Below are 19,684 nucleotides of genomic sequence, written 5' to 3'. Positions count from 1 at the left end.
CAATTCGCGAGGTCGGCATGGTGGGGCGGGCGCGCGAGGATGGCCCCATGGCGAAATGTTTTGGGTGGACGCGATGCACGGGACACGCACGGCCGCGACGGGCCGACCGGTCGGCCGGGGCCGGGGACGCGAGGCCGCTGCGATGAGTACGCCGCTCTACCAACTGAAGGCCGAGTTCTTCAAGACCCTCGGCCACCCCGTACGCATCCGGGTGCTGGAGCTCCTCAGCGAGCGGGAGCACGCGGTCTCCGAGATGCTGTCCGAGATCGGCGTCGAGCCCGCCCACCTCTCGCAGCAACTGGCCGTCCTGCGCCGGGCGAACCTGGTGGTCACCCGGCGGGAGGGCTCGGGGGTCTACTACTCGCTGGCCAACCCCCAGGTCGCGGAGTTGCTGAAGGTCGCCCGGACGATCCTCTCCGGGGTCCTCGCCGGCCAGGCCGAACTACTGGCGGACCTGCGCGCGGCGGAGTAGCGCGAAGGACGGGCGACGCGCCGGGGCAGGGACTTCCCCGCCCCGGCGTCGCGGGCGGGCGACGGGGCGGAGAAGGCGGTGGCGCCGGGCTGTCGGTTGCGTAAAGATCCTCCCCAAGCACTAGCCTGATTGTTTTGCCTACCCATTACTCTTGTGGGAAGGCCGCGCAGGGCGGCCATGGAGGAGTGAGATGAGGAGCAGCAACCCGGTCTTCTCGCGACGGGGCTTCAGCCGCGACAACGGATACGCGGGCTTCAACACGGCGCCGCAGGCCGGGGCCCCCGCAGCGGGCACCAACCCGTACGCGCAGGGCACCGCCGCGAACCCGTACGCCACCAACCCCTACGCCCAGCCGGACGCCCAGCTCGGCGCCCCGCAGGCACCGACGCGCACCGGCGCGATGACGATCGACGACGTCGTCACGCGCACGGCCATCACGCTGGGCACCGTGGTGCTCGGCGCCGCGGCCGCCTGGTGGCTGCTGCCGGTCGACGAGGCGAACCTCGGCAAGTCGTACGGCATCGCGATCGGCGCCGCCCTGGTGGCGTTCGTCCTGTCGCTCATCCAGTCCTTCAAGCGCAAGCCGGTTCCCGCGCTGATCGTCTCGTACGCGGCCTTCGAGGGCGTCTTCCTCGGAGTGATCTCCAGCGCGGTCAGCACGTACATCGGACCGGGCGTCGTGATGCAGGCGGTGATGGGCACCATGTGTGTCTTCGCCGGTGTGCTCTTCGCGTACAAGATGCGCTGGATCCGCGTCACCCGCCGGTTCTACGGCTTCGTGATGGCCGCGGCCATGGGCTTCATGCTCCTGATGGTCGTGAACCTGCTGTTCTCCGTCTTCGGCGGCGGTGACGGCCTGGGCTTCCGCAGCGGTGGTCTCGGCATCCTCTTCGGTGTCATCGGGATCATCCTCGGCGCCTGCTTCCTGGCCCTGGACTTCAAGCAGGTCGAGGACGGCATCGCCTTCGGCGCGCCCCGCGAGGAGTCCTGGCTGGCCGCCTTCGGCCTCACCATGACCCTGGTGTGGATCTACCTGGAGATGCTGCGTCTGCTCTCCATCCTCAGCGGCGACGACTGATCCGTCGGCTCCGCGCCCGTACGACCCGTACGGAGGAACGGCCCGCAGGCACCGCCTGCGGGCCGTTCCCGCGTTCCGGGGCCGGGATGGGGCCGGGCCGGGGCGGTCCCGTTGGCCACCGTCCCGCAGGGGCGCGTAGGGTCGCGGGGTGCTCGATACGACCCCGCTGACCATCGCCGTCGACCGCTTCGCCGACCGGCTGCGCGCCGCCCCGCAGAGCCGGCTGCGGCGTGGTGCCGCCGCCGAGGGGCTGGCCGCGGCCCGGGAGCTGGCGCGGCGCGCCCAGCTGATCGAGGCGCCGGACCGGGAGCCGTACGTGCTGCCGGACGCCGGGCTCTTCACGGTCGGCGACCAGCTCGCCGTGGCCGGGCGCGATCTGGCCCTGGCACTGGAAACGGCCTCGTCGGCGGAGCTGGACGAGGCCGTGCGAGAGGTGAACGAGGCCGCCGCGCGGGCGTTCGCGTAGCGGCGGGAGCCGGGGGCGGCCGGAGCGCCGCGCCCGGTCAGAGCGAGGCGATGACGCGGTCGGCGAGGATGTAGACGTTCTCCGTGCCGCAGGAGAACGTCAGGGCGTACGCGCCGGAGACGCCGGAGCCGCCGAGCAGGACCGGGTGCTCACCGGCGAGCACGGAATCGGCCAGCCGCTCGGCCGTCTCGCGGTGGCCCGGGGTCATGCAGAGCGTGGTGCCGTCGGCGAAGACGTAGACGTCGAGCGTGCCGAGCGGGCCGGGGCGCACGTCGGAGAGCTCCGTACGGTTCTCGGCCAGCTCCTCCAGGCGGAGCACGGTGCGCTCGTGGTCGGTGACGACCGGGGTCCGCACCGGTACGAAGTCGGGGTGCGAGGGGTGGCGGCGGCGGGCGGCGGCCAGCTCGGGGGAGTCCTCGGCGACCTCCGCCGGGCCGGGCAGCTCGACCGGCTCCGCGGACTCGGCCAGCTCCGCCAGCTCGTCGAGGGCCTCGGCGGTCTCGGCGTCGATCGCCTCGAAGCCCACGAGGTCGGCCTGGCGGGGCAGGAAGTACGCGGCGTCCTCGCCCAGGCCGGTCAGCCCGCCCAGCAGGGAGGGGGCGTCGGCGGCGTCGCGGGCCTCCTGGGTGGCCCAGAAGGCGCGGGCCTCGGCCAGCTCGCGCTCCCGCTCCTCGGCGAGGGCCTCGGCGACGGCGGCGCGTATCTCGGCCACGGGGGTGGCGTCGCAGCCCCGGTTCTGGGCGGGCACGGTGGCGCCGCGCACGCGGGCGTCCTCGGCCAGCTCGGTACGGAGGGCCTTCACCTGCGCCCGCAGCCCGTGAGCAGCATGCAGAGCGGCGACGCCCACGGCCGTGGCGGCGGCGGTGGTCAGCAACAGGGCAACAGACATGGCGCTCACTGACATACTCCCGGTTTCAATCGATCCCCGACGTTCCTACCTCAGCTTGGCCCCCGACCGCGCCCGGTGTCAGTGCATTACGTCACGAATTGGACAGGTCTTCGGGCCTCGGGTTTAACCCCAATATGGCTATGACCTGCGGATATGCCTCTCCCCCAGGAGAAAGGTCACATCCTGGGGGAGATTCGGTCACGCTCGGAACTCGGCTGGGAGCGGTCGGATCCGGCCTGTATCGGCCGGATCCCGCTGGCCCTGGGGCGGGGAGGGGTGGGGCGGTACCGGCCCCGTGGGACCGGCCGGGGCGCCGGGCGTCAGCTCAGCCGCTCGATGACCATCGCCATGCCCTGGCCGCCGCCCACGCACATGGTCTCCAGACCGAACTGCTTGTCGTGGAACTGGAGGCTGTTGATCAGGGTGGTGGTGATGCGGGCGCCGGTCATGCCGAACGGGTGGCCGACGGCGATGGCGCCGCCGTTGACGTTGACCTTCTCCAGCGGCAGGCCGAGGTCGCGGTAGGAGGGGATCACCTGGGCGGCGAACGCCTCGTTGATCTCGGCCAGGTCGATGTCGTCGATGGTCAGCCCGGCCCGCTTCAGCGCCTGCTTGCTGGCCTCGACCGGCCCGTACCCCATGATCTCGGGGGAGAGGCCGCTGACGCCGGTCGAGACGATCCGGGCCAGCGGGGTCAGGCCCAGCTCGCGCGCCTTGGTGTCGGACATGATGACGAGCGCGGCGGCGCCGTCGTTGAGCGGGCAGCAGTTGCCCGCGGTGACCAGGCCGTCCGGGCGGAACACCGGCTTCAGGCCCTGCACGCCCTCCAGCGTGACGCCCGCGCGCGGCCCGTCGTCCTTCGAGACGACCGTGCCGTCCGGGGTGGTCACCGGGGTGATCTCCCGCTCCCAGAAGCCCTTCTTCAGGGCCTCCTCGGCGAGGTTCTGCGAGCGGACGCCGAACTCGTCCATGTCCTGACGGGTGACGCCCTTGAAGCGGGCGAGGTTCTCCGCCGTCTGCCCCATCGCGATGTAGGCGTCCGGCACGAGGCCGTCCTCGCGCGGGTCGTGCCAGCCCTCGCCGCCCTGCTCCGCGCGGGCCGCGGTGCGGGCCTCGGCGTCGGCGAACAGCGGGTTGTGGGTGTCGGGCCAGCTGTCGGAGTTGCCCTTCGCGAACCGGGACACCATCTCGACACCGGCCGAGATGAAGACGTCGCCCTCGCCGGCCTTGATGGCGTGCAGCGCCATCCGGCTGGTCTGGAGCGACGACGAGCAGTAGCGGGTGATCGTGCAGCCGGGAAGGTGGTCCATCCCCAGCTGCACCGCGACGATGCGGCCCAGGTTGTTGCCCTGCTCGCCGCCGGGGAGACCGCAGCCGAGCATCAGGTCGTCGATGTCCCGCGGGTCCAGCTCGGGGATCCTGTCCAGCGCGGTCCGGATGATCGTGGCGGTCAGGTCGTCCGCGCGCAGGTCCTTCAGCGAGCCCTTGAAGGCCCGGCCGATCGGGGAACGGGCGGCAGAGACGATCACTGCTTCGGGCATCACGCGGCTCCATGGGTGCTGGAAGGCGGGTTCTGACGGGTACGGGCGCTGCGGCGGGTACCGAATGGGAAGTTACCTGTACGTACGGCATCGGGTCACCGGGCAGTGCGTGTGACGCCGCCCTCTTTTCTAAGCGACCGCTCGGTCGATCCCCGGACCGGGTCGCCGGGGGACCGCAGGGCCGACCGCTCAGTCGACCGGCCGGGGAGTCTCGGGAGGCACTTCCGCGCCGTCGTCGCGGGCGGTCCCGGGGGGTGGTGGGCCCGTACGGTCCTCCCGGGCGGCCGCCGGGGGCGTCCTCCCCTCCGCGCCTGTGCCCGAGCCCGTTTCCGCCGCCCGGTGCGGGGCGGGCTCCGACGCGGTGGGCAGGCGCCGCCGCCTGCGGTGCTTGAGCAACGCCCAGGGCGCCCGCGCCGCCGTGACCTCCGTACCGGCCTCCCGGGCCGCCTGGGAGGCCGCCTTGGCCACCGGCAGCATGTCCTCGCGCCGGGCCCCGTCCAGCCGGTCGGACTCCGGCCACAGCCCCAGCGCCGCGCAGAGCGTCGGCAGCACGGCCATCGCCGCCGTGGCGTACCCCTCCGCCGACGGGTGGTAGTTGTCCGGGCCGAACAGCTCCCGCGGATTGGCCTCGAACTCCGGACCGAGCAGATCGCCCAGCGACACCGTGCGCCCGCCCTGCTCCACCGAGCCGATCGTCTGCGCCGCGGCCAGCTGACGGCTCACCCGCCGGGCCAGCCAGCGCAGCGGCTGGTAGACCGGCTCGATCGTGCCCAGGTCCGGGCAGGTGCCGACGACCACCTCCGCGCCCGCCGTCCGCAGCCTGCGCACGGCGGTGGTCAGACAGCGCACCGACTGGGTGGCCGGGATGCGGTGCGTCACGTCGTTCGCACCGATCATGATCACGCAGACGTCCGGGACCCCGGAGACGTCGGAGAGCAGCAGCGAGACCTGCCGTTCCAGATCGTCCGACCGGGCCCCCGGCCGGCCCACGTTGCGCAGGTCGACCGGCCGCTCGGAGACCGCCGCGAGCCCCGAGGCCAGCAGCGCCCCCGGGGTCTGCCCGGCCCGGCGCACCCCCTGCCCGACCGCCGTCGAATCCCCCAGCAGCCCCAGCCGCAGGGGCTCCGCGGGCCCCGCGAACGCCACCCCGTACCGGCCGTCCGCGCTCGGTGGCACCGGTGCGATGCCCCCGCCCACCTGCCGCTTCGCCAGATGGACCTCCGCCAGCAGGACGCCGACCGCCGCGGCGCCGAGCAGTCCGACGCTGCCCCCGCCGTAGGCCGCGCCCGCCGCGATCCGCCGTGCCACGCGTGCTCTTGACACAGTCCGGTCCACCTCCTCGTCGCCGTACCCCGTACATACAGCTAACTGCCCCGTACGGACGGTCGCTCAATCGCCTGTCCGAAGGCTTCGCCCGATCCCCCGCCCGTACGCATACGCTTGCCGGACCATTACGGAGACCCCGGAGTAGACGGTGCAATTCCACGATTCGATGATCAGTCTCGTCGGCAACACCCCGCTGGTGCGGCTGCGCAATGTGACGGCCGGTATCCAGGCAACGGTCCTGGCGAAGGTCGAGTACTTCAACCCTGGAGGCTCGGTCAAGGACCGGATCGCCCTGCGCATGATCGAGGCCGCCGAGCAGAGCGGCGAGCTGGAGCCGGGCGGCACCATCGTCGAGCCGACCAGTGGCAACACCGGTGTCGGCCTGGCGATCGTCGCCCAGCAGAAGGGGTACAAGTGCATTTTCGTGTGCCCGGACAAGGTGTCCACGGACAAGATCAATGTGCTGCGCGCCTACGGTGCCGAGGTCGTCGTCTGCCCGACGGCCGTCGACCCCGAGCACCCCGACTCGTACTACAACGTCTCCGACCGGCTGGTCCGTGAGACCCCCGGGGCCTGGAAGCCGGACCAGTACTCCAACCCCAACAACCCGCGTTCCCACTACGAGACCACCGGTCCGGAGCTGTGGGAGCAGACGGAGGGGAAGATCACCCACTTCGTCGCGGGCGTCGGCACCGGCGGCACGATCAGCGGTACCGGCCGCTATCTGAAGGAGGTCAGCGACGGCGCGGTGAAGGTGATCGGCGCGGACCCGGAGGGCTCGGTGTACTCCGGCGGCTCCGGGCGGCCCTACCTCGTCGAGGGCGTCGGCGAGGACTTCTGGCCGAGCGCCTACGACCGCACGGTCACGGACGAGATCGTCGCCGTGTCCGACAAGGACTCCTTCCAGATGACCCGCCGCCTCGCCAAGGAGGAGGGGCTGCTGGTCGGGGGCTCCTGCGGGATGGCGGTGGTCGGCGCGCTGGAGGTCGCCAAGCGGCTCGGCCCGGACGACGTGGTCGTCGTCCTGCTGCCGGACAGCGGCCGCGGGTACCTGAGCAAGATCTTCAACGACGAGTGGATGGCCGACTACGGGTTCCTGGAGGACTCCGGTCCGTCGGCCCGGGTCGGGGACGTGCTGGACCACAAGGAGGGCCCGATCCCGACCCTCGTCCACATGCACCCCGAGGAGACCGTCGGCGAGGCGATCGACGTGCTGCGCGAGTACGGCGTCTCGCAGATGCCGATCGTGAAGCCGGGGGCCGGGCACCCGGACGTGATGGCCGCCGAGGTCATCGGCTCGGTGGTGGAGCGGGAACTGCTGAACGCGCTCTTCGCCCAGAGGGCCTCGCTCTCCGACCCGCTGGAGAAGCACATGTCGCCGCCGCTGCCGCAGGTCGGCTCCGGCGAGCCGGTCGAGGACCTGATGGCGGTGCTCGGCGGTACGAACACGGCGGACGCGGCGATCGTGCTGGTGGAGGGCAAGCCGAAGGGCGTGGTCAGCCGCCAGGACCTGCTGGCCTTCCTCGCGAAGGACGCCTCGGCCGGCAAGGCGTAGGGCGGGTCCGGCGGATCACGGCCGGGCTTCGCGAAAACGGTACGGGGACGACACATGCGCGCAGCACCGGCTTAACACGGGTCCGGCAGATTGGCGGGTGTCGGCGGGGAAGCCCGCCGGCACCCGGAACGGCGACACGGACTACGGAGCGGCTCCCGGACCTCCACCGTCGCCAGGACGCGGCCACCGGCCCTGACCCGGCCCGCGTCCGCCGCGGGGACCGCCGTCGTCCCGCCCCCTGGGATTCCCGGGGGTGCGGCGGTCCCCGCGTCGGTTCCGGGCCCTCCAGGGCCTGTTCTCAGTCCTCCCAGTCTGATCGCGCGCGGTGCGGGGCCACCTGATGGCCGTGGCCGCAGAGCGCCTGCACCGCGTTGACGGCGACGATCCCCAGCCAAGCGACGATCAGTCCCCCGGTACCGGCGGTAGAGGCGCCGATGGCCGAAAGCGGGACGGCCAGGACCAGCGAGACGATCCCGAATCCATGGCGCTCGGCGAAGCCCGCCAGCCGGTGCTGCGGATGGCGCTCCCGCCGGACGACGTCCACCCGCTGCTCGGCGAGATGACGGCGCACCCGGCGGTCGAGCATGTGGTCCATCCGCTGGTCGACCTTCTCCAGGAAGGACTCCACGAGCGCGGGCTCGTACTCCGGACCCAGCTCCTCACGGGCCCGGAGTGCGGCGTCGAGCTCGCTCCTGAGCTCGGGGTCTCCGGATTTCATGCCCTTCAGGCTAGGAGCCGCCCGCCCCGCGCACAGTGGGGCTGTCCCCCCTCTTCTCCCGGGGGAGCGCCGCACGGCGGGCCCGGCCGGGCGCCCCGGAAAGTCGTCCGTAACATCCGCCCCCGCCGGTGCGTGTATCCGGTGGGAACAGTTCCTGGGGGATGGACGGATGAGCGGAGGGAAGGGGGGACGATGCCAACGGGGGCCGAGGATTTCGACGCGTTCTACACGGCCACGGCCAAGAGGCTGGTCGCCACCGTGTACGCCACGACCGGCGATCTGGCCGAGGCGGAGGACGCGGTGCAGGAGGCATACGTACGGGCGTGGCAGCGCTGGGACCGGCTGGTGCGCGAGGGGGACCCGCTGCCCTGGGTGCGGACGGTGGCGGTCCGGCTGGCGATCAGCACCTGGCGCAGGACGCGCAACCGGGTGCGTGCCCACTTCCGGCACGGCCCGCCCGCGGACGCGCCCGGACTGTCGGCGGACCGGGTGGCGCTGATGGACGCGCTCGGTGAGCTGACCGCCGAACAGCGCCGGGCCGTGGTCCTGCACCATCTGCTGGACCTGCCGGTGGAGGACGTGGCGCGGGAGACGGGAGTGTCGAACGGTGCGGTACGGACCCGGCTCCACCGGGCCCGCAAGGTGCTGGGCGAGCGGCTGGCCGATCCCGTGGTCACCGCCGGGCGAGTGAGGAGTGCCGACCATGGCTGAGGCCGAGGAACTGCTGGACGGTGTCGTGGTGCGACTGCCCGCCGCAGAGGAGATCCGGCGGCGCGGGCAGCGGCGCCGGGCACGTCGCAGAGCGGGCGCGGCCACGTTGTGCGCGGCCGCGCTGCTGACCGGCGCGTGGGCCCTGCTGCCGGGCGGGGCGGACGGGTCGCAGGACCGCCGGGGCACGGTGGCCACCGCGCCGGAGAACCCGTTCCGCAAGAACGGTGTGGTCCAGAACCTCCCCGCGCGGGACGTACCGCTGGACGACATCTGGCACTGGAAGCAGACCGATGGAGAGCCCGTCGCCTCCGGTGCCCGGGGCGATGTCCTGAACCGGGCGGGGCTCGCGGAGTTCTGCATGACCACCATGACCGGGAAGGGGCCCGACAGGGCCGCTTACACCTCGGGGTACCGAGGGGCGCGCGGTGCCGTGGCCCGGCAGTGCGTCGTCGACTACAACGCGGGCGCGGGCGTGGCCCGGGACGAACTGCTGGCGGTCTTCACCCGTCTGGAGACGGAGGGCCTGCGCCGCGTGTCGGGTGAACCGGCGGACGTACCGGGCGGACCGGACCGGGCGCCCGAGGACATACCGGAGGAACTGGCGGACCAGCAGGGGACCCTCGCCTGGGCCGGGAAGGTGGAGGGCCATACGCTGCGGGTCTTCACGCAGCGGTGGAAGTCCTGGGTCTCGGTCGTAGGGATCGTGGACGGCGCGTCCTGAGCGGTGCGCCTGAGCGGTGCGACCTCGCGCCGGGGCGGTACGGTCCCGGGTCCGGGCGGTGCGGCCCCGGGCCCCGGCGGTACGGCCCCTGGTTACCAGTGGTCCGGTGCTCCGGCTGCATATGGACATGCAGCTGCCATCCTGACTGAATGGATGTGCCGGCCCGCAGGGATGCGCCGGCGCCGGACCGTCCGGACCGGGGCGCGCCGCATCGACGGACCGACAGGTCTCCGACGGGCTCGCGGACCGGCGGGGTCCGGGGATCGACAGGTTATCGACGGGTTCACGGGCCGACGGGCCCGCGGACCGACCGAGGGGACAGCATGAGCGGGAGCGGCCCGGCCGCGCGGTTGCAGCGGCTCTTCGAGGGGCACCGGCTCACCCCCACCCAGCGCCGTATCGCGCACTCGATGGTGCGCAGGGCGGGGGACGTGCCGTTCCTGTCGAGCGTGGAGCTGGCCGAGCTCGCCGGGGTCAGCCAGCCATCCGTGACCCGGTTCGCCGTGGCGCTCGGCTTCGACGGCTATCCGGCGCTCCGCAAGCACCTGCGGGAGATCGCCCCCGCCGGGGCCGCGCCGGGCGACGGGGACGACGCGCCCAACGAGTACCAGCAGGCGGTGCTCGGCGAGATCGAGAACCTCCGGCACCTGGCCGAGCTGCTCGCCGACCCCGGCCCCGTCGAGCACGCGGGCAGGGTGCTGGCGGCCTCGCGCCCGCTGCCGGTCCTCGGGCTGCGGGCCGCCTCCTCGCAGGCGCGCGGCTTCGGGTACTTCGCGGCCAAGGTCCACCCCGACGTCCGGGTGCTCGACGAGGGCGGCAGCATGCTCCAGGACCGGATCGACGCGGCCCGCCGCGCCGGGGCCACCGCGCTGATCTGCTTCGCGCTGCCCCGCCACCCGAAGGAGGTGGTGGACGCCCTCGCGTACGCCCGGGAGCAGGGGCTGACCGTCGTGTCGGTCGCGGATTCCGCCTTCGCGCCCGTCGCCCGCCACAGCGACCTGCTGATCCCGGCCGGCGTCGGTACCGGGCTCGCCTTCGACACCGCGTGCGCCCCCATGCTGCTCGGGCGGGTCCTGCTGGAGTCGATGTGCGACGCGCTGCCCGGCGCACAGGCCCGGCTGGAGGAGTTCGACGCGGGGGCGGCGGCCCGGGGCCTGTTCGTCGAGTGAGACCGGCCGCGGTCGCGACGGCCCCGGCGGACGCCCCGGCGCGCCGGGCCCGTGCCCGGTCCCGGAGAATCGGGCCATGCTCGAACTGCTGCCGGGGACCGGTGTGGGACTGCCGGGCGGAGCCGGGACGCTCCGGTTCGGTACGGGCCCCGAGGAGGCCGCGGCCCTGCTGGAGGCGGCCGCGCCGCGGACGTACTGGGGGCTGCAATGCGGCTCGTTGACGCTCCGGGAGTACGCCGAACGGCGCCACGCCCATGACGCCTGGCTCTCCGGCTACCTCCACCAGCCGGGCTGGAACGTGGTCGCCGTCTTCGGCGGACTTCAGGTGACCCTGGACGACGGGGGCCCGGATGCGCCGGACCGGCTCGCGGGGATCAGGATCACGGTGCGGAAGCCCGCGCCCGGTGCGCCGGACGCGGGGGCGGTGTGGGACGGCGTCGACCTGTTCGGGCACCCCTCCGAAGAGGTCCTCGCCGTACTCCCGGAACTGGTCCGGCCGCCCGAGGCGCGGGGGTGGGTGGCGGTGCCGGGGCTCTCGCTCCGGCTGGGCGGGGAGCACGTCCCGGCCGGGGAGCCGTGGCGCGACCTCCTCCTCAGCGGGGACGGGCACGAGGGGTGGGAGTGCTGCTGCCCGGGGCGCTTCGGCTGTCTGAACGGGGGAAACGGCCTGGTCGGGCTCATGCTCTGACCGTCGCGCGGGCTCCTCCCCGTTTCTCAGACGCCCCTCATCCGCGCCCACTACCCTCCGCCCCGAGCCGCCCGCGAGGAGCCGGGCGGCCGAGGAGAAAGGGGTACGGACATGGGGCGCGGGGCGCAGTCGTTGGCGAGGGTGGCCGTGATCGTACGGGCCGGAGCCGCCCCGCTGTGGTGGCTCGGGCTGCTTGCCGCGGGGATCGGCGCGCTGGTGCCCGGTTTCACCGGCCGCCGGATCGGGCTGCTGGCCGGGGTCGCGCTGTTCCTGGTCACCGCCGTCGTCGTGGCGCTCGTACGGGGGCGGCGGTACGCGGCACTGGCCGCCGGGGCCACCCGCGCCGGGCGCTCCGACTTCCTCCAGGACCGCGCCGTGACCGTACGGGCCTGGCGGCGCGGCCACCGGTGGTGGCTGCTCGCGGCGTTCGTCCTGGCGGTGGCGAGCGCGTTCCTGCTGCCCGGGGCGGGCGGGATGACGCTGGCCGGGGCGGGCGCCGGACTCTGGCTCAAGGCCGTACGGATCGGGCGGCGCGAGCACGCGGACGACGTCCTGTACTGGGTGCCCGCCGACGCGGCGGGGCGCGGGCGGCCCGCGGGCAAGCGGGTCGCGGGCTACCGCACGACGGGGCCGATGGCGGGCGACGCCGCGCCCGGCGGGGCGCGGCGCACCCGCTGATCCCGCGCCCTACGGCCAGGACGGGTACGGCCGGGGCGGCTGTGGGGGCAGCTGCCGGGGCGAGGGCGCGGACGGGGCGGCGGGGGCCGGGCATCCGGAGGGCGCCGGAGGGGCGGCGCGGCGCTCGGGGGCGTCGATCAGCGCGCCGATCCGGGCGGCCGCCCGGCGGCCCTCGGCGCGGAGGCGGTCGATGTCGATCCGGTCCTCGGCGAACAGGGTGAGCACGGCCGATTCCCCCGCGGTGTACGCGGCCAGACAGCCGGACTCGCCGCGCACCAGGAACTCGCCGAAACCGCCCCGGTCGGCCGCTTCCGTCATCCGGACCGCGACACCGAGGGCGCTCGCGGTCAGCGCGGCGACCGTCTCGGGCTCTATCTCGGGCGCGTCGTGGGCCAGTACGAGACCGTCGGTACCGGCGACCAGGGAACCGGACACGAGCGGTAACCCGGCACGTAATCTGCGGAGTTCGGCCAGCACGTCGTCCGGCCCGGACTCGGGTGTCGGCGGCTGCTTCGCCCCGGCGCGCAGCCTGAGTGCTCGGATCACAGAAGCCTCCCATGGGGTACGAACCGGTCCGGGAGGATGCCCGAGGACGGGCGACGGGCAATGCCCTTCCCGGTACCGGGGGTTCGGTGTGACCACGAGGCTACGCATCGTGCACCCCCCGGAAGAGGATTCGGGCAAATTCCACCGGCACATGCACCGGGGCACAGGTGTGCGCCGAGGGCGCGCGCCGGAGCCGAGAGAGCGACCCCGTGCGCGGGGCGGACGGGGACACGGACTCCGTGCGACGGTGCGCGACTGTTGACTACAACTATTCATGACACCAGGATGTGAATGGAGAGCTTACAGTCGCGAGGAGGCATCCCCATGTCAGGACCCCGCCCCGTACGGGCACCGCGCGGTACGGAACTGAGCGCCCTGGGGTGGCAGCAGGAGGCCGCCCTGCGCATGCTCCAGAACAACCTGGACCCCGAGGTCGCCGAGCACCCCGACAAGCTCGTCGTCTACGGCGGCACCGGCAAGGCGGCCCGCGACTGGCGCTCCTTCGACGCGATGGTGCGCACGCTGCGGACGCTCAAGCAGGACGAGACGATGCTCGTCCAGTCCGGCCGCCCGGTCGGCGTCATGCAGACCCACGAGTGGGCGCCGCGCGTCCTGATCGCCAACTCCAACCTGGTCGGCGACTGGGCCAACTGGGAGGAGTTCCGCCGCCTGGAGGCGCTCGGGCTCACCATGTACGGCCAGATGACCGCCGGTTCGTGGATCTACATCGGCACCCAGGGCATCCTCCAGGGCACGTACGAGACCTTCTCCGCCGTCGCCGCGAAGAAGTTCGGCGGGACGCTGGCCGGCACCATCACCCTGACCGCCGGGCTCGGCGGCATGGGCGGCGCGCAGCCGCTCGCCGTGACCATGAACGACGGCGTCGCGATCTGCGTCGACTGCGACCCGCGCGCCATCGAGCGCCGGATCGAGCACCGCTACCTCGATGTGCGCGCCGACTCCCTGGAGCACGCGCTCCAGCTCGCCACCGAGGCCCAGGACGCCCGCCGCCCGCTCTCCATCGGCCTGCTCGGCAACGCGGCGGAACTGCTGCCCCGGATGCTCGCCGAGGGCGCCCCGATCGACATCGTCACCGACCAGACCAGCGCGCACGACCCGCTGTCCTACCTCCCGCTCGGCGTCGACTTCGACGACATGGCGGCGTATGCCGCCAAGGACCCGGCCGGTTTCACCACCCGCGCCCGGGAGTCGATGGCCCGGCACGTCGAGGCGATGGTCGGCTTCATGGACGCCGGGGCCGAGGTCTTCGACTACGGCAACTCCATCCGCGGCGAGGCCCAGCTCGCCGGATACGGCAGGGCCTTCGACTTCCCCGGCTTCGTACCCGCCTACATCCGGCCGCTGTTCTGCGAGGGCAAGGGCCCCTTCCGCTGGGCCGCCCTGTCCGGCGAGGCGTCCGACATCCACAAGACCGACCGGGCGATCCTCGACCTCTTCCCGGAGAACGAGTCGCTGCACCGCTGGATCAGGATGGCCGGCGAGCGGGTCCACTTCCAGGGGCTGCCCGCCCGGATCTGCTGGCTCGGCTACGGGGAGCGCGACCGGGCCGGCGAGCGCTTCAACGACATGGTGGCCGGCGGCGAGCTGGCCGCACCGCTGGCCATCGGCCGCGACCACCTGGACTGCGGCTCCGTGGCCTCCCCGTACCGGGAGACCGAGGCCATGCTCGACGGGTCCGACGCGATCGCCGACTGGCCGCTGCTCAACGCCATGGTCAACGTGGCCTCCGGGGCCTCCTGGGTCTCCCTGCACCACGGCGGCGGCGTCGGCATGGGCCGCTCCATCCACGCCGGACAGGTCACCGTCGCCGACGGCACACCGCTCGCGGGCGAGAAGATCCGCCGGGTGCTCACCAACGACCCGGGCATGGGCGTCATCCGGCACGTCGACGCCGGGTACGACAGTGCGGAGGCGGTCGCCGCCGACAAGGGCGTACGGGTGCCGATGACGGAGGACGGCCAGTGAGCCGGCCCCCCGGGGCCGGTGCGGGCGGGCGGGGCGGGGCCGGGACGCCGCCGTCCCCCGAGCCGTCCGCCCGCGCCTGGGCGCCCCCGTCGTTCCAGGAGATGTGGCGGGAGCTGGCACCGATCGGCCGGAACCGGGACAGCGGCGGCTACCGCCGCTACGCCTGGACCGGCGCCGACATCGACTGCCGCGCCTGGTTCCGCGCCCAGGCCGAGACGCGCGGACTCGTCTGCGAGACGGACCGGAACGGCAACCAGTGGGCCTGGCTCGGCGACCCCCTCGCCGGGGACGCCGTCGTCACCGGATCGCACCTCGACTCCGTACCGGACGGCGGCGCCTTCGACGGCCCGCTCGGCGTGGTCTCCTCCTTCGCCGCGCTCGACGAACTCCGGGGCCGGGGAGCCGAGTTCACCCGGCCGCTGGCCATCGCCAACTTCGGTGACGAGGAGGGGGCCCGCTTCGGCCTCGCCTGCGTCGGCTCCCGGCTCGCCGCCGGACAGCTGACCGTGGAAGCGGCCCACCGGCTCCGCGACGGCGACGGCACCACCCTCCCGCAGGCCATGGAGGCCGCCGGACACGACCCCGGCACCATCGGCCCGGACCCCGAACGGCTCGCCCGCATCGGCGCCTTCGTCGAACTCCACGTCGAGCAGGGGCGCGCCCTCGACCTCACCGGCGACCCGGTCGGCATCGCCTCCGCGATCTGGCCGCACGGCCGCTGGCGGTTCGACTTCCGCGGCGAGGCCAACCACGCGGGCACCACCCGCCTCGCCGACCGGCGCGACCCGATGCTCACGTACGCCGAGACCGTGCTGGCCGCCCGCCGCGAGGCGGAGCTCGCCGGGGCCCTCGCCACCTTCGGCAAGGTCGCCGTGGAGCCCAACGGCGTCAACGCCATCCCGTCCCTCGTGCGCGGCTGGCTCGACTCCCGCGCCGCCGACCAGGCCGCGCTGGACGCCGTCGTCACCGGCATCGAACGCGCCGCCCGGGACCACGCCGAACGGGCCGGCATCGACCTCGACGTCGTACGCGAGTCCTTCACGCCCGTCGTCGAGTTCGAACACGCCCTGCGCGACGAGATCGGCCGCGTCCTCAAGGGGCGTGGCGGCGACGCGGACGGCCGCCCGGTGCCCGTCCTGGGCACCGGCGCCGGGCACGACGCGGGTATTTTGTCCGCATCGGTCCCCACCGCCATGCTCTTCGTACGGAACCCCACCGGGATCTCGCACTCGCCCGCCGAACACGCCACCGAGGACGACTGCGCCGCCGGGGTCGCCGCACTCGCCGACGTACTGGAAGGCCTCGCGTGCAGCTGACAACGCAACCGGCGCAGACCCGGCCCGCCCGGGACACCGGCCGCCCCGCCCCCGTCACGTACTGGCTCTCCCACGCCTGGCTCTCCACCCACGTCGAGCCGGGCGTCGCCCTGGACGTCTCCGACGGGGTGATCACGGGCGTCCGCACCGGCGTCGCCGCCCCGCCCCCCGGCGCCACCGCGCTGCACGGCCTCACCCTCCCCGGGCTGGCCAACACCCACTCGCACGCCTTCCACCGCGCCCTGCGCTCCACCGTCCAGGTCGGCTCCGGCACCTTCTGGACCTGGCGCGAGACCATGTACCAGGTCGCCTCCCGGCTCACCCCCGACTCCTACTACGACCTGGCCCGCGCCGTGTACGCGGAGATGGCGCTGGCGGGCATCACCGCCGTCGGCGAGTTCCACTATCTGCACCACGCGCCCGGCGGCACCCCCTACGACAATCCCAACGCCATGGGCGAGGCGCTGATCGCGGCGGCGGCCGAGGCGGGCATCCGGATCACCCTGCTGGACACCGCTTACCTCTCGGCGGGCTTCGGCGACGGCCCCACCCGGTACCGCGAACCCGACCGGCACCAGCTCCGCTTCTCCGACACCACCGCCGAGGCCTGGGCCGAACGCGCCTCCCTCCTCAAGGGCGGCGACCACGCCCTGATCGGCGCGGCCGTCCACTCCGTACGCGCGGTGCCCGCCGGGCAGCTCGCGACCGTGGCCGCCTGGGCCGAGGAACGGCAGGCCCCCCTCCACGTCCACCTCTCCGAGCAGACCGCCGAGAACGAGGCATGCCTCGCCGCCCACGGCCGCACCCCCGCCCGGCTCCTCGCCGACCACGGCGTCCTCGGCCCGCGCACCACCGGCATCCACAACACCCACCTCACCCCCGAGGACATCGCGCTCATCGGCTCCACCCGGACGGGCACCTGCATGTGCCCCACCACCGAACGCGACCTCGCCGACGGGACCGGTCCCGCCGTCGCCCTCCAGCGGGCCGGGTCGCCGCTCTCCCTCGGCAGCGACAGCCACGCCGTGATCGACCTCTTCGAGGAGGCGCGCGCGATGGAGCTGAACGAACGGCTGCGCACCCGGGCCCGCGGCCACTGGACGGCCGCCGCCCTGCTGCGCGCCGCGACCGCCGACGGCCACGCCGCGCTCGGCCGCCCCGAGGCGGGCGTCATCGAACCCGGGGCCCCCGCCGACCTGGCGACCGTCGCCCTGGACTCGGTCAGAACCGCGGGACCGGCACCCCGGCTCGCCGCCGAGGCGGCCGTATTCGCCGCCTCCGCCGCCGATGTACGGCACACGGTCGTGGCAGGCCGTCACCTCGTCCGCGACGGTCACCACACGCTCGTCGAGGACGTACCCGCGGCACTGGCCTCGGCCATCGCCGCACTCCACCGCTGACGCCGGACCCCCGCGAGGAGAACAGCCCCCCGATGACGACGACCGCCATCACCCACATCACCACCCTGATCACCAACGACCCCTCCCGCGACGCGGACTCCCCCCTGGGACCGATCAGGGACGCGGCCGTCGTCATCGAGGGCGACCGGATCGTCTGGACCGGTGAATCCAGCAAAGCACCCGCCACCGACAACGCCGTCGACGCGGGCGGCCGGGCCATGATCCCCGGCTTCGTCGACTCCCACTCCCACCTGGTGTTCGCGGGCGACCGCACCGAGGAGTTCAACGCCCGGATGTCCGGCCGCCCCTACAGCGCGGGCGGCATCCGGACCACCGTCGCCGCCACCCGCGCCGCCACCGACGAGGAACTCGAAGCCAACCTCGCCCACCACCTCGCCGAGGCGCTGCGCCAAGGCACCACCACCTTCGAGACCAAGTCCGGCTACGGGCTCACCGTCGAGGACGAGGCCCGCGCCCTGCGCATCGCCGCCCGCCACACCGAGGAGGTCACCTACCTCGGCGCCCACGTCGTCCCCCCGGAGTACGCCGACGACCCGGCCGGCTACGTCGACCTGGTCACCGGGAAGATGCTCGACGCCTGCGCCCCGTACGCCGGTTGGGTGGACGTCTTCTGCGAGCGGGGCGCCTTCGACGGCGACCAGGCCCGCGCGATCCTCACCGCCGGCATGGCGAAGGGCCTGCACCCCCGCGTCCACGCCAACCAGCTCGGCCACGGCCCCGGCGTCCAGCTCGCCGTGGAGCTCGGCGCCGCCTCCGCGGACCACTGCACCCATCTCACCGACGCCGACGTCGACGCCCTGGCCCAGGGCGGCACCGTCGCCACCCTGCTCCCCGGCGCCGAGTTCTCCACCCGCGCCGCCTGGCCGGACGCCCGCCGCCTGCTCGACGCGGGGGCCACCGTCGCCCTCTCCACGGACTGCAACCCGGGCTCGTCGTTCACCTCCTCCGTGCCCTTCTGCATCGCCCTCGCCGTACGGGACATGGGCATGACCCCGGACGAGGCCCTCTGGTCCGCCACCGCGGGCGGCGCCGCGGCCCTGCGCCGTACGGACATCGGCCGCATCGCCCCCGGCGCCCGCGCCGACCTGGTGCTCCTGGACGCGCCCAGCCACGTCCACCTGGCCTACCGGCCGGGCGTCCCGCTGGTCCACGCGGTCTGGCGGAGCGGCGCACGCGTCGTGTGACCGCACACCGCAGCACGGACCGGGAGTGACCCGGGCATGCGCGAGGGCCCGCCCCGGCAGCAGTCGCCATGGGGCGGGCCCTCGCGCAAGTCGGGCGTCGTGCGCGCCCGTTCACTCCTCCAGGGTCAGCCCCTTGCGGAGCCGTACCAGCGTGCGGGAGAGCAGCCGGGAGACGTGCATCTGCGAGATGCCCAGCTCCTCGCCGATCTCCGACTGCGTCATGTTGGCGACGAACCGGAGGGAGAGGATGCGGCGTTCGCGCTGCGGCAGACACGCGATCATCGGCTTCAGGGACTCCACGTACTCGACGCCTTCGAGCCCGTGGTCCTCGTAGCCGATCCGGTCCGCCAGTGTGCCTTCGTGATCGTCCTCCTCGGGCTTGGCGTCCAGCGAGCTCGCGGTGTACGCGTTGCTCGCTGCCATGCCCTCGACCACTTCGTCGTGCGTGATGCCGAGGCGGTCGGCGAGCTCGCCCACGGTGGGGGAGCGGTCCAGTCGCTGGGCGAGCTCGTCGCCCGCCTTGGCCAGGTCGAGCCGGAGTTCCTGGAGCCGGCGCGGAACGCGCACGGACCAACTGGTGTCGCGGAAGAAGCGCTTGATCTCGCCGACGATGGTCGGCATCGCGAAGGTGGGGAATTCCACCCCGCGACTGAGTTCGAATCGGTCGATCGCCTTGATCAGGCCGATCGTGCCGACCTGGACGATGTCCTCCATCGGTTCGCTGCGGGAGCGGAACCGGGAGGCGGCGAACCTGACCAGGGCCAGGTTCAGTTCGACGAGCGTGTTGCGGACGTACGCGTACTCGTGGGTGCCCTCTTCGAGGGATTCCAGCCGGGCGAAGAGCGTCTTGGACAACGCCCTGGCGTCCAGCGGATCGACCTCGTCGAACGGCGGGATCTCGGGAAGTCCTTCGAGGCCGGCGCCGGCGGCGGAAGGATCCGCGGCGAGGACGTCCGTGGCGGGGGAGTCCGCCTGGGCCGGTTCCTGAGGACATGCTGACGTCGCGTGGTGGGGACGCGTTCCGTCGAGCCGGGGTGACATGGGTCTCCTCCATCGTTCTCGGCATATGGCTGCCGATGCCCATACGTGTGCCTGCGGTGAAGCGGCGCCTCCGAAGCCGGTCGTGTCGGGTGGTGTTCTCTACCCTTACCCGGTTCGGACAGACAGTTACAAGCGCCAATTGGGATGTTATGTCCGGTTTGTTGGTGTCGTCCGGTAT

Annotated in this window: 19 protein-coding genes; 13 read left to right on the top strand and 6 right to left on the bottom strand. The window is 73.3% G+C overall.

What is annotated here, in order from left to right; all coding sequences use genetic code 11:
• Positions 1 to 142: 142 nt before the first annotated feature.
• The 3 genes from ACWC97_RS30120 to ACWC97_RS30110 all read left to right on the top strand — a co-directional run bounded on the left by ACWC97_RS30120 (position 143) and on the right by ACWC97_RS30110 (position 2,016).
• A complete protein-coding gene (locus ACWC97_RS30120) occupies positions 143 to 472 on the top strand; it encodes an ArsR/SmtB family transcription factor (RefSeq protein ID WP_352276968.1) in 330 nt (109 codons plus the stop codon).
• A gap of 190 nt (positions 473 to 662) precedes the next feature.
• Positions 663 to 1,550: a Bax inhibitor-1/YccA family protein gene (locus ACWC97_RS30115; protein ID WP_352276969.1), complete on the top strand. Its 888-nt coding sequence runs from the start codon at positions 663 to 665 to the stop codon at positions 1,548 to 1,550.
• A gap of 148 nt (positions 1,551 to 1,698) precedes the next feature.
• Positions 1,699 to 2,016 carry a hypothetical protein gene (locus ACWC97_RS30110; RefSeq protein WP_352276970.1) on the top strand — a complete coding sequence of 106 codons (318 nt, stop codon included), beginning with the start codon at positions 1,699 to 1,701 and terminating at the stop codon, positions 2,014 to 2,016.
• A gap of 37 nt (positions 2,017 to 2,053) precedes the next feature.
• On the opposite strand, the gene ACWC97_RS30105 is transcribed toward ACWC97_RS30110, so the two are convergent.
• The 3 genes from ACWC97_RS30105 to ACWC97_RS30095 all read right to left on the bottom strand — a co-directional run bounded on the left by ACWC97_RS30105 (position 2,054) and on the right by ACWC97_RS30095 (position 5,754).
• Positions 2,054 to 2,905, bottom strand: coding sequence for a hypothetical protein (locus ACWC97_RS30105; protein WP_450652709.1), 852 nt, complete (start codon positions 2,903 to 2,905; stop codon positions 2,054 to 2,056).
• Between the two features lie 320 nt (positions 2,906 to 3,225).
• Positions 3,226 to 4,446, bottom strand: coding sequence for an acetyl-CoA C-acetyltransferase (locus ACWC97_RS30100; protein WP_352276974.1), 1,221 nt, complete (start codon positions 4,444 to 4,446; stop codon positions 3,226 to 3,228).
• A gap of 189 nt (positions 4,447 to 4,635) precedes the next feature.
• Complete coding sequence (locus tag ACWC97_RS30095; protein WP_352276975.1) at positions 4,636 to 5,754, bottom strand: SGNH/GDSL hydrolase family protein; 1,119 nt, start codon at positions 5,752 to 5,754, stop codon at positions 4,636 to 4,638.
• Positions 5,755 to 5,920: 166 nt separating this feature from the next.
• Between ACWC97_RS30095 and ACWC97_RS30090 the strand changes: the two genes are divergently transcribed.
• Entirely contained in the window at positions 5,921 to 7,327 is a 1,407-nt protein-coding gene (locus tag ACWC97_RS30090) for a cystathionine beta-synthase (RefSeq protein WP_352276977.1), read from the top strand.
• A 298-nt stretch (positions 7,328 to 7,625) separates the two neighbouring features.
• On the opposite strand, the gene ACWC97_RS30085 is transcribed toward ACWC97_RS30090, so the two are convergent.
• Complete coding sequence (locus ACWC97_RS30085) at positions 7,626 to 8,045, bottom strand: hypothetical protein (RefSeq protein WP_450652706.1); 420 nt, start codon at positions 8,043 to 8,045, stop codon at positions 7,626 to 7,628.
• A gap of 192 nt (positions 8,046 to 8,237) precedes the next feature.
• On the opposite strand from ACWC97_RS30085, the gene ACWC97_RS30080 reads away from it, so the two are divergent.
• From ACWC97_RS30080 to ACWC97_RS30060, 5 genes are all read left to right on the top strand, one after another.
• The gene (locus ACWC97_RS30080) at positions 8,238 to 8,756 is read left to right on the top strand and encodes a SigE family RNA polymerase sigma factor (protein ID WP_352276979.1); all 519 of its coding nucleotides are present in this window, start codon (positions 8,238 to 8,240) and stop codon (positions 8,754 to 8,756) included.
• Positions 8,749 to 9,477: a hypothetical protein gene (locus tag ACWC97_RS30075; protein ID WP_450652704.1), complete on the top strand. Its 729-nt coding sequence runs from the start codon at positions 8,749 to 8,751 to the stop codon at positions 9,475 to 9,477. Before ACWC97_RS30080 ends, ACWC97_RS30075 begins: the two co-directional genes overlap by 8 nt.
• A 323-nt stretch (positions 9,478 to 9,800) precedes the next feature.
• Positions 9,801 to 10,646 (top strand): MurR/RpiR family transcriptional regulator, encoded by an 846-nt coding sequence (locus ACWC97_RS30070; RefSeq protein WP_352276982.1) that lies wholly within the window; start codon positions 9,801 to 9,803, stop codon positions 10,644 to 10,646.
• Between the two features lie 76 nt (positions 10,647 to 10,722).
• On the top strand, positions 10,723 to 11,334 hold the full coding sequence (locus tag ACWC97_RS30065; protein WP_450652702.1) for a hypothetical protein: 612 nt from the start codon (positions 10,723 to 10,725) through the stop codon (positions 11,332 to 11,334).
• Positions 11,335 to 11,445: 111 nt separating this feature from the next.
• Positions 11,446 to 12,012, top strand: a complete 567-nt coding sequence (locus tag ACWC97_RS30060) for a hypothetical protein (protein WP_352276986.1) — start codon at positions 11,446 to 11,448, stop codon at positions 12,010 to 12,012.
• A gap of 9 nt (positions 12,013 to 12,021) precedes the next feature.
• On the opposite strand, the gene ACWC97_RS30055 is transcribed toward ACWC97_RS30060, so the two are convergent.
• Positions 12,022 to 12,558, bottom strand: coding sequence for a roadblock/LC7 domain-containing protein (locus tag ACWC97_RS30055; protein ID WP_450652700.1), 537 nt, complete (start codon positions 12,556 to 12,558; stop codon positions 12,022 to 12,024).
• A gap of 324 nt (positions 12,559 to 12,882) precedes the next feature.
• On the opposite strand from ACWC97_RS30055, the gene hutU reads away from it, so the two are divergent.
• The 4 genes from hutU to hutI all read left to right on the top strand — a co-directional run bounded on the left by hutU (position 12,883) and on the right by hutI (position 18,465).
• On the top strand, positions 12,883 to 14,544 hold the full coding sequence (hutU, locus tag ACWC97_RS30050; RefSeq protein WP_450652698.1) for a urocanate hydratase: 1,662 nt from the start codon (positions 12,883 to 12,885) through the stop codon (positions 14,542 to 14,544).
• Between the two features lie 101 nt (positions 14,545 to 14,645).
• On the top strand, positions 14,646 to 15,860 hold the full coding sequence (locus tag ACWC97_RS30045) for an allantoate amidohydrolase (protein WP_450652741.1): 1,215 nt from the start codon (positions 14,646 to 14,648) through the stop codon (positions 15,858 to 15,860).
• The gene (locus tag ACWC97_RS30040; protein WP_450652696.1) at positions 15,851 to 17,260 is read left to right on the top strand and encodes a formimidoylglutamate deiminase; all 1,410 of its coding nucleotides are present in this window, start codon (positions 15,851 to 15,853) and stop codon (positions 17,258 to 17,260) included. Before ACWC97_RS30045 ends, ACWC97_RS30040 begins: the two co-directional genes overlap by 10 nt.
• Before the next feature lie 32 nt (positions 17,261 to 17,292).
• Positions 17,293 to 18,465 (top strand): imidazolonepropionase, encoded by a 1,173-nt coding sequence (hutI, locus tag ACWC97_RS30035; protein ID WP_450652695.1) that lies wholly within the window; start codon positions 17,293 to 17,295, stop codon positions 18,463 to 18,465.
• Positions 18,466 to 18,576: 111 nt separating this feature from the next.
• Here hutI and ACWC97_RS30030 read toward each other — a convergent pair whose 3' ends face one another.
• Positions 18,577 to 19,506: an RNA polymerase sigma factor SigF gene (locus tag ACWC97_RS30030; RefSeq protein WP_450652694.1), complete on the bottom strand. Its 930-nt coding sequence runs from the start codon at positions 19,504 to 19,506 to the stop codon at positions 18,577 to 18,579.
• Between the last annotated feature and the right edge of the window lie 178 nt (positions 19,507 to 19,684).

This window comes from Streptomyces sp. NPDC001108 (assembly GCF_053598535.1).
The sequence above is the reverse complement of the archived record's forward strand: the minus strand, read 5'-3'. Positions and strand labels throughout refer to the sequence as shown.

Bases quoted from the DNA above. Each gene is read 5' to 3' on its own strand.
- ACWC97_RS30120 (WP_352276968.1), top strand. From the start codon at position 143: ATGAGTACGCCGCTCTACCAACTGAAGGCCGAGTTCTTCAAGACCCTC.
- ACWC97_RS30115 (WP_352276969.1), top strand. From the start codon at position 663: ATGAGGAGCAGCAACCCGGTCTTCTCGCGACGGGGCTTCAGCCGCGAC.
- ACWC97_RS30105 (WP_450652709.1), bottom strand. From the start codon at position 2,905: ATGTCTGTTGCCCTGTTGCTGACCACCGCCGCCGCCACGGCCGTGGGC.
- ACWC97_RS30100 (WP_352276974.1), bottom strand. From the start codon at position 4,446: ATGCCCGAAGCAGTGATCGTCTCTGCCGCCCGTTCCCCGATCGGCCGG.
- ACWC97_RS30085 (WP_450652706.1), bottom strand. From the start codon at position 8,045: ATGAAATCCGGAGACCCCGAGCTCAGGAGCGAGCTCGACGCCGCACTC.
- ACWC97_RS30080 (WP_352276979.1), top strand. From the start codon at position 8,238: ATGCCAACGGGGGCCGAGGATTTCGACGCGTTCTACACGGCCACGGCC.
- ACWC97_RS30075 (WP_450652704.1), top strand. From the start codon at position 8,749: ATGGCTGAGGCCGAGGAACTGCTGGACGGTGTCGTGGTGCGACTGCCC.
- ACWC97_RS30070 (WP_352276982.1), top strand. From the start codon at position 9,801: ATGAGCGGGAGCGGCCCGGCCGCGCGGTTGCAGCGGCTCTTCGAGGGG.
- ACWC97_RS30065 (WP_450652702.1), top strand. From the start codon at position 10,723: ATGCTCGAACTGCTGCCGGGGACCGGTGTGGGACTGCCGGGCGGAGCC.
- ACWC97_RS30060 (WP_352276986.1), top strand. From the start codon at position 11,446: ATGGGGCGCGGGGCGCAGTCGTTGGCGAGGGTGGCCGTGATCGTACGG.
- hutU (WP_450652698.1), top strand. From the start codon at position 12,883: ATGTCAGGACCCCGCCCCGTACGGGCACCGCGCGGTACGGAACTGAGC.
- ACWC97_RS30045 (WP_450652741.1), top strand. From the start codon at position 14,646: ATGTGGCGGGAGCTGGCACCGATCGGCCGGAACCGGGACAGCGGCGGC.
- hutI (WP_450652695.1), top strand. From the start codon at position 17,293: ATGACGACGACCGCCATCACCCACATCACCACCCTGATCACCAACGAC.
- ACWC97_RS30030 (WP_450652694.1), bottom strand. From the start codon at position 19,506: ATGTCACCCCGGCTCGACGGAACGCGTCCCCACCACGCGACGTCAGCA.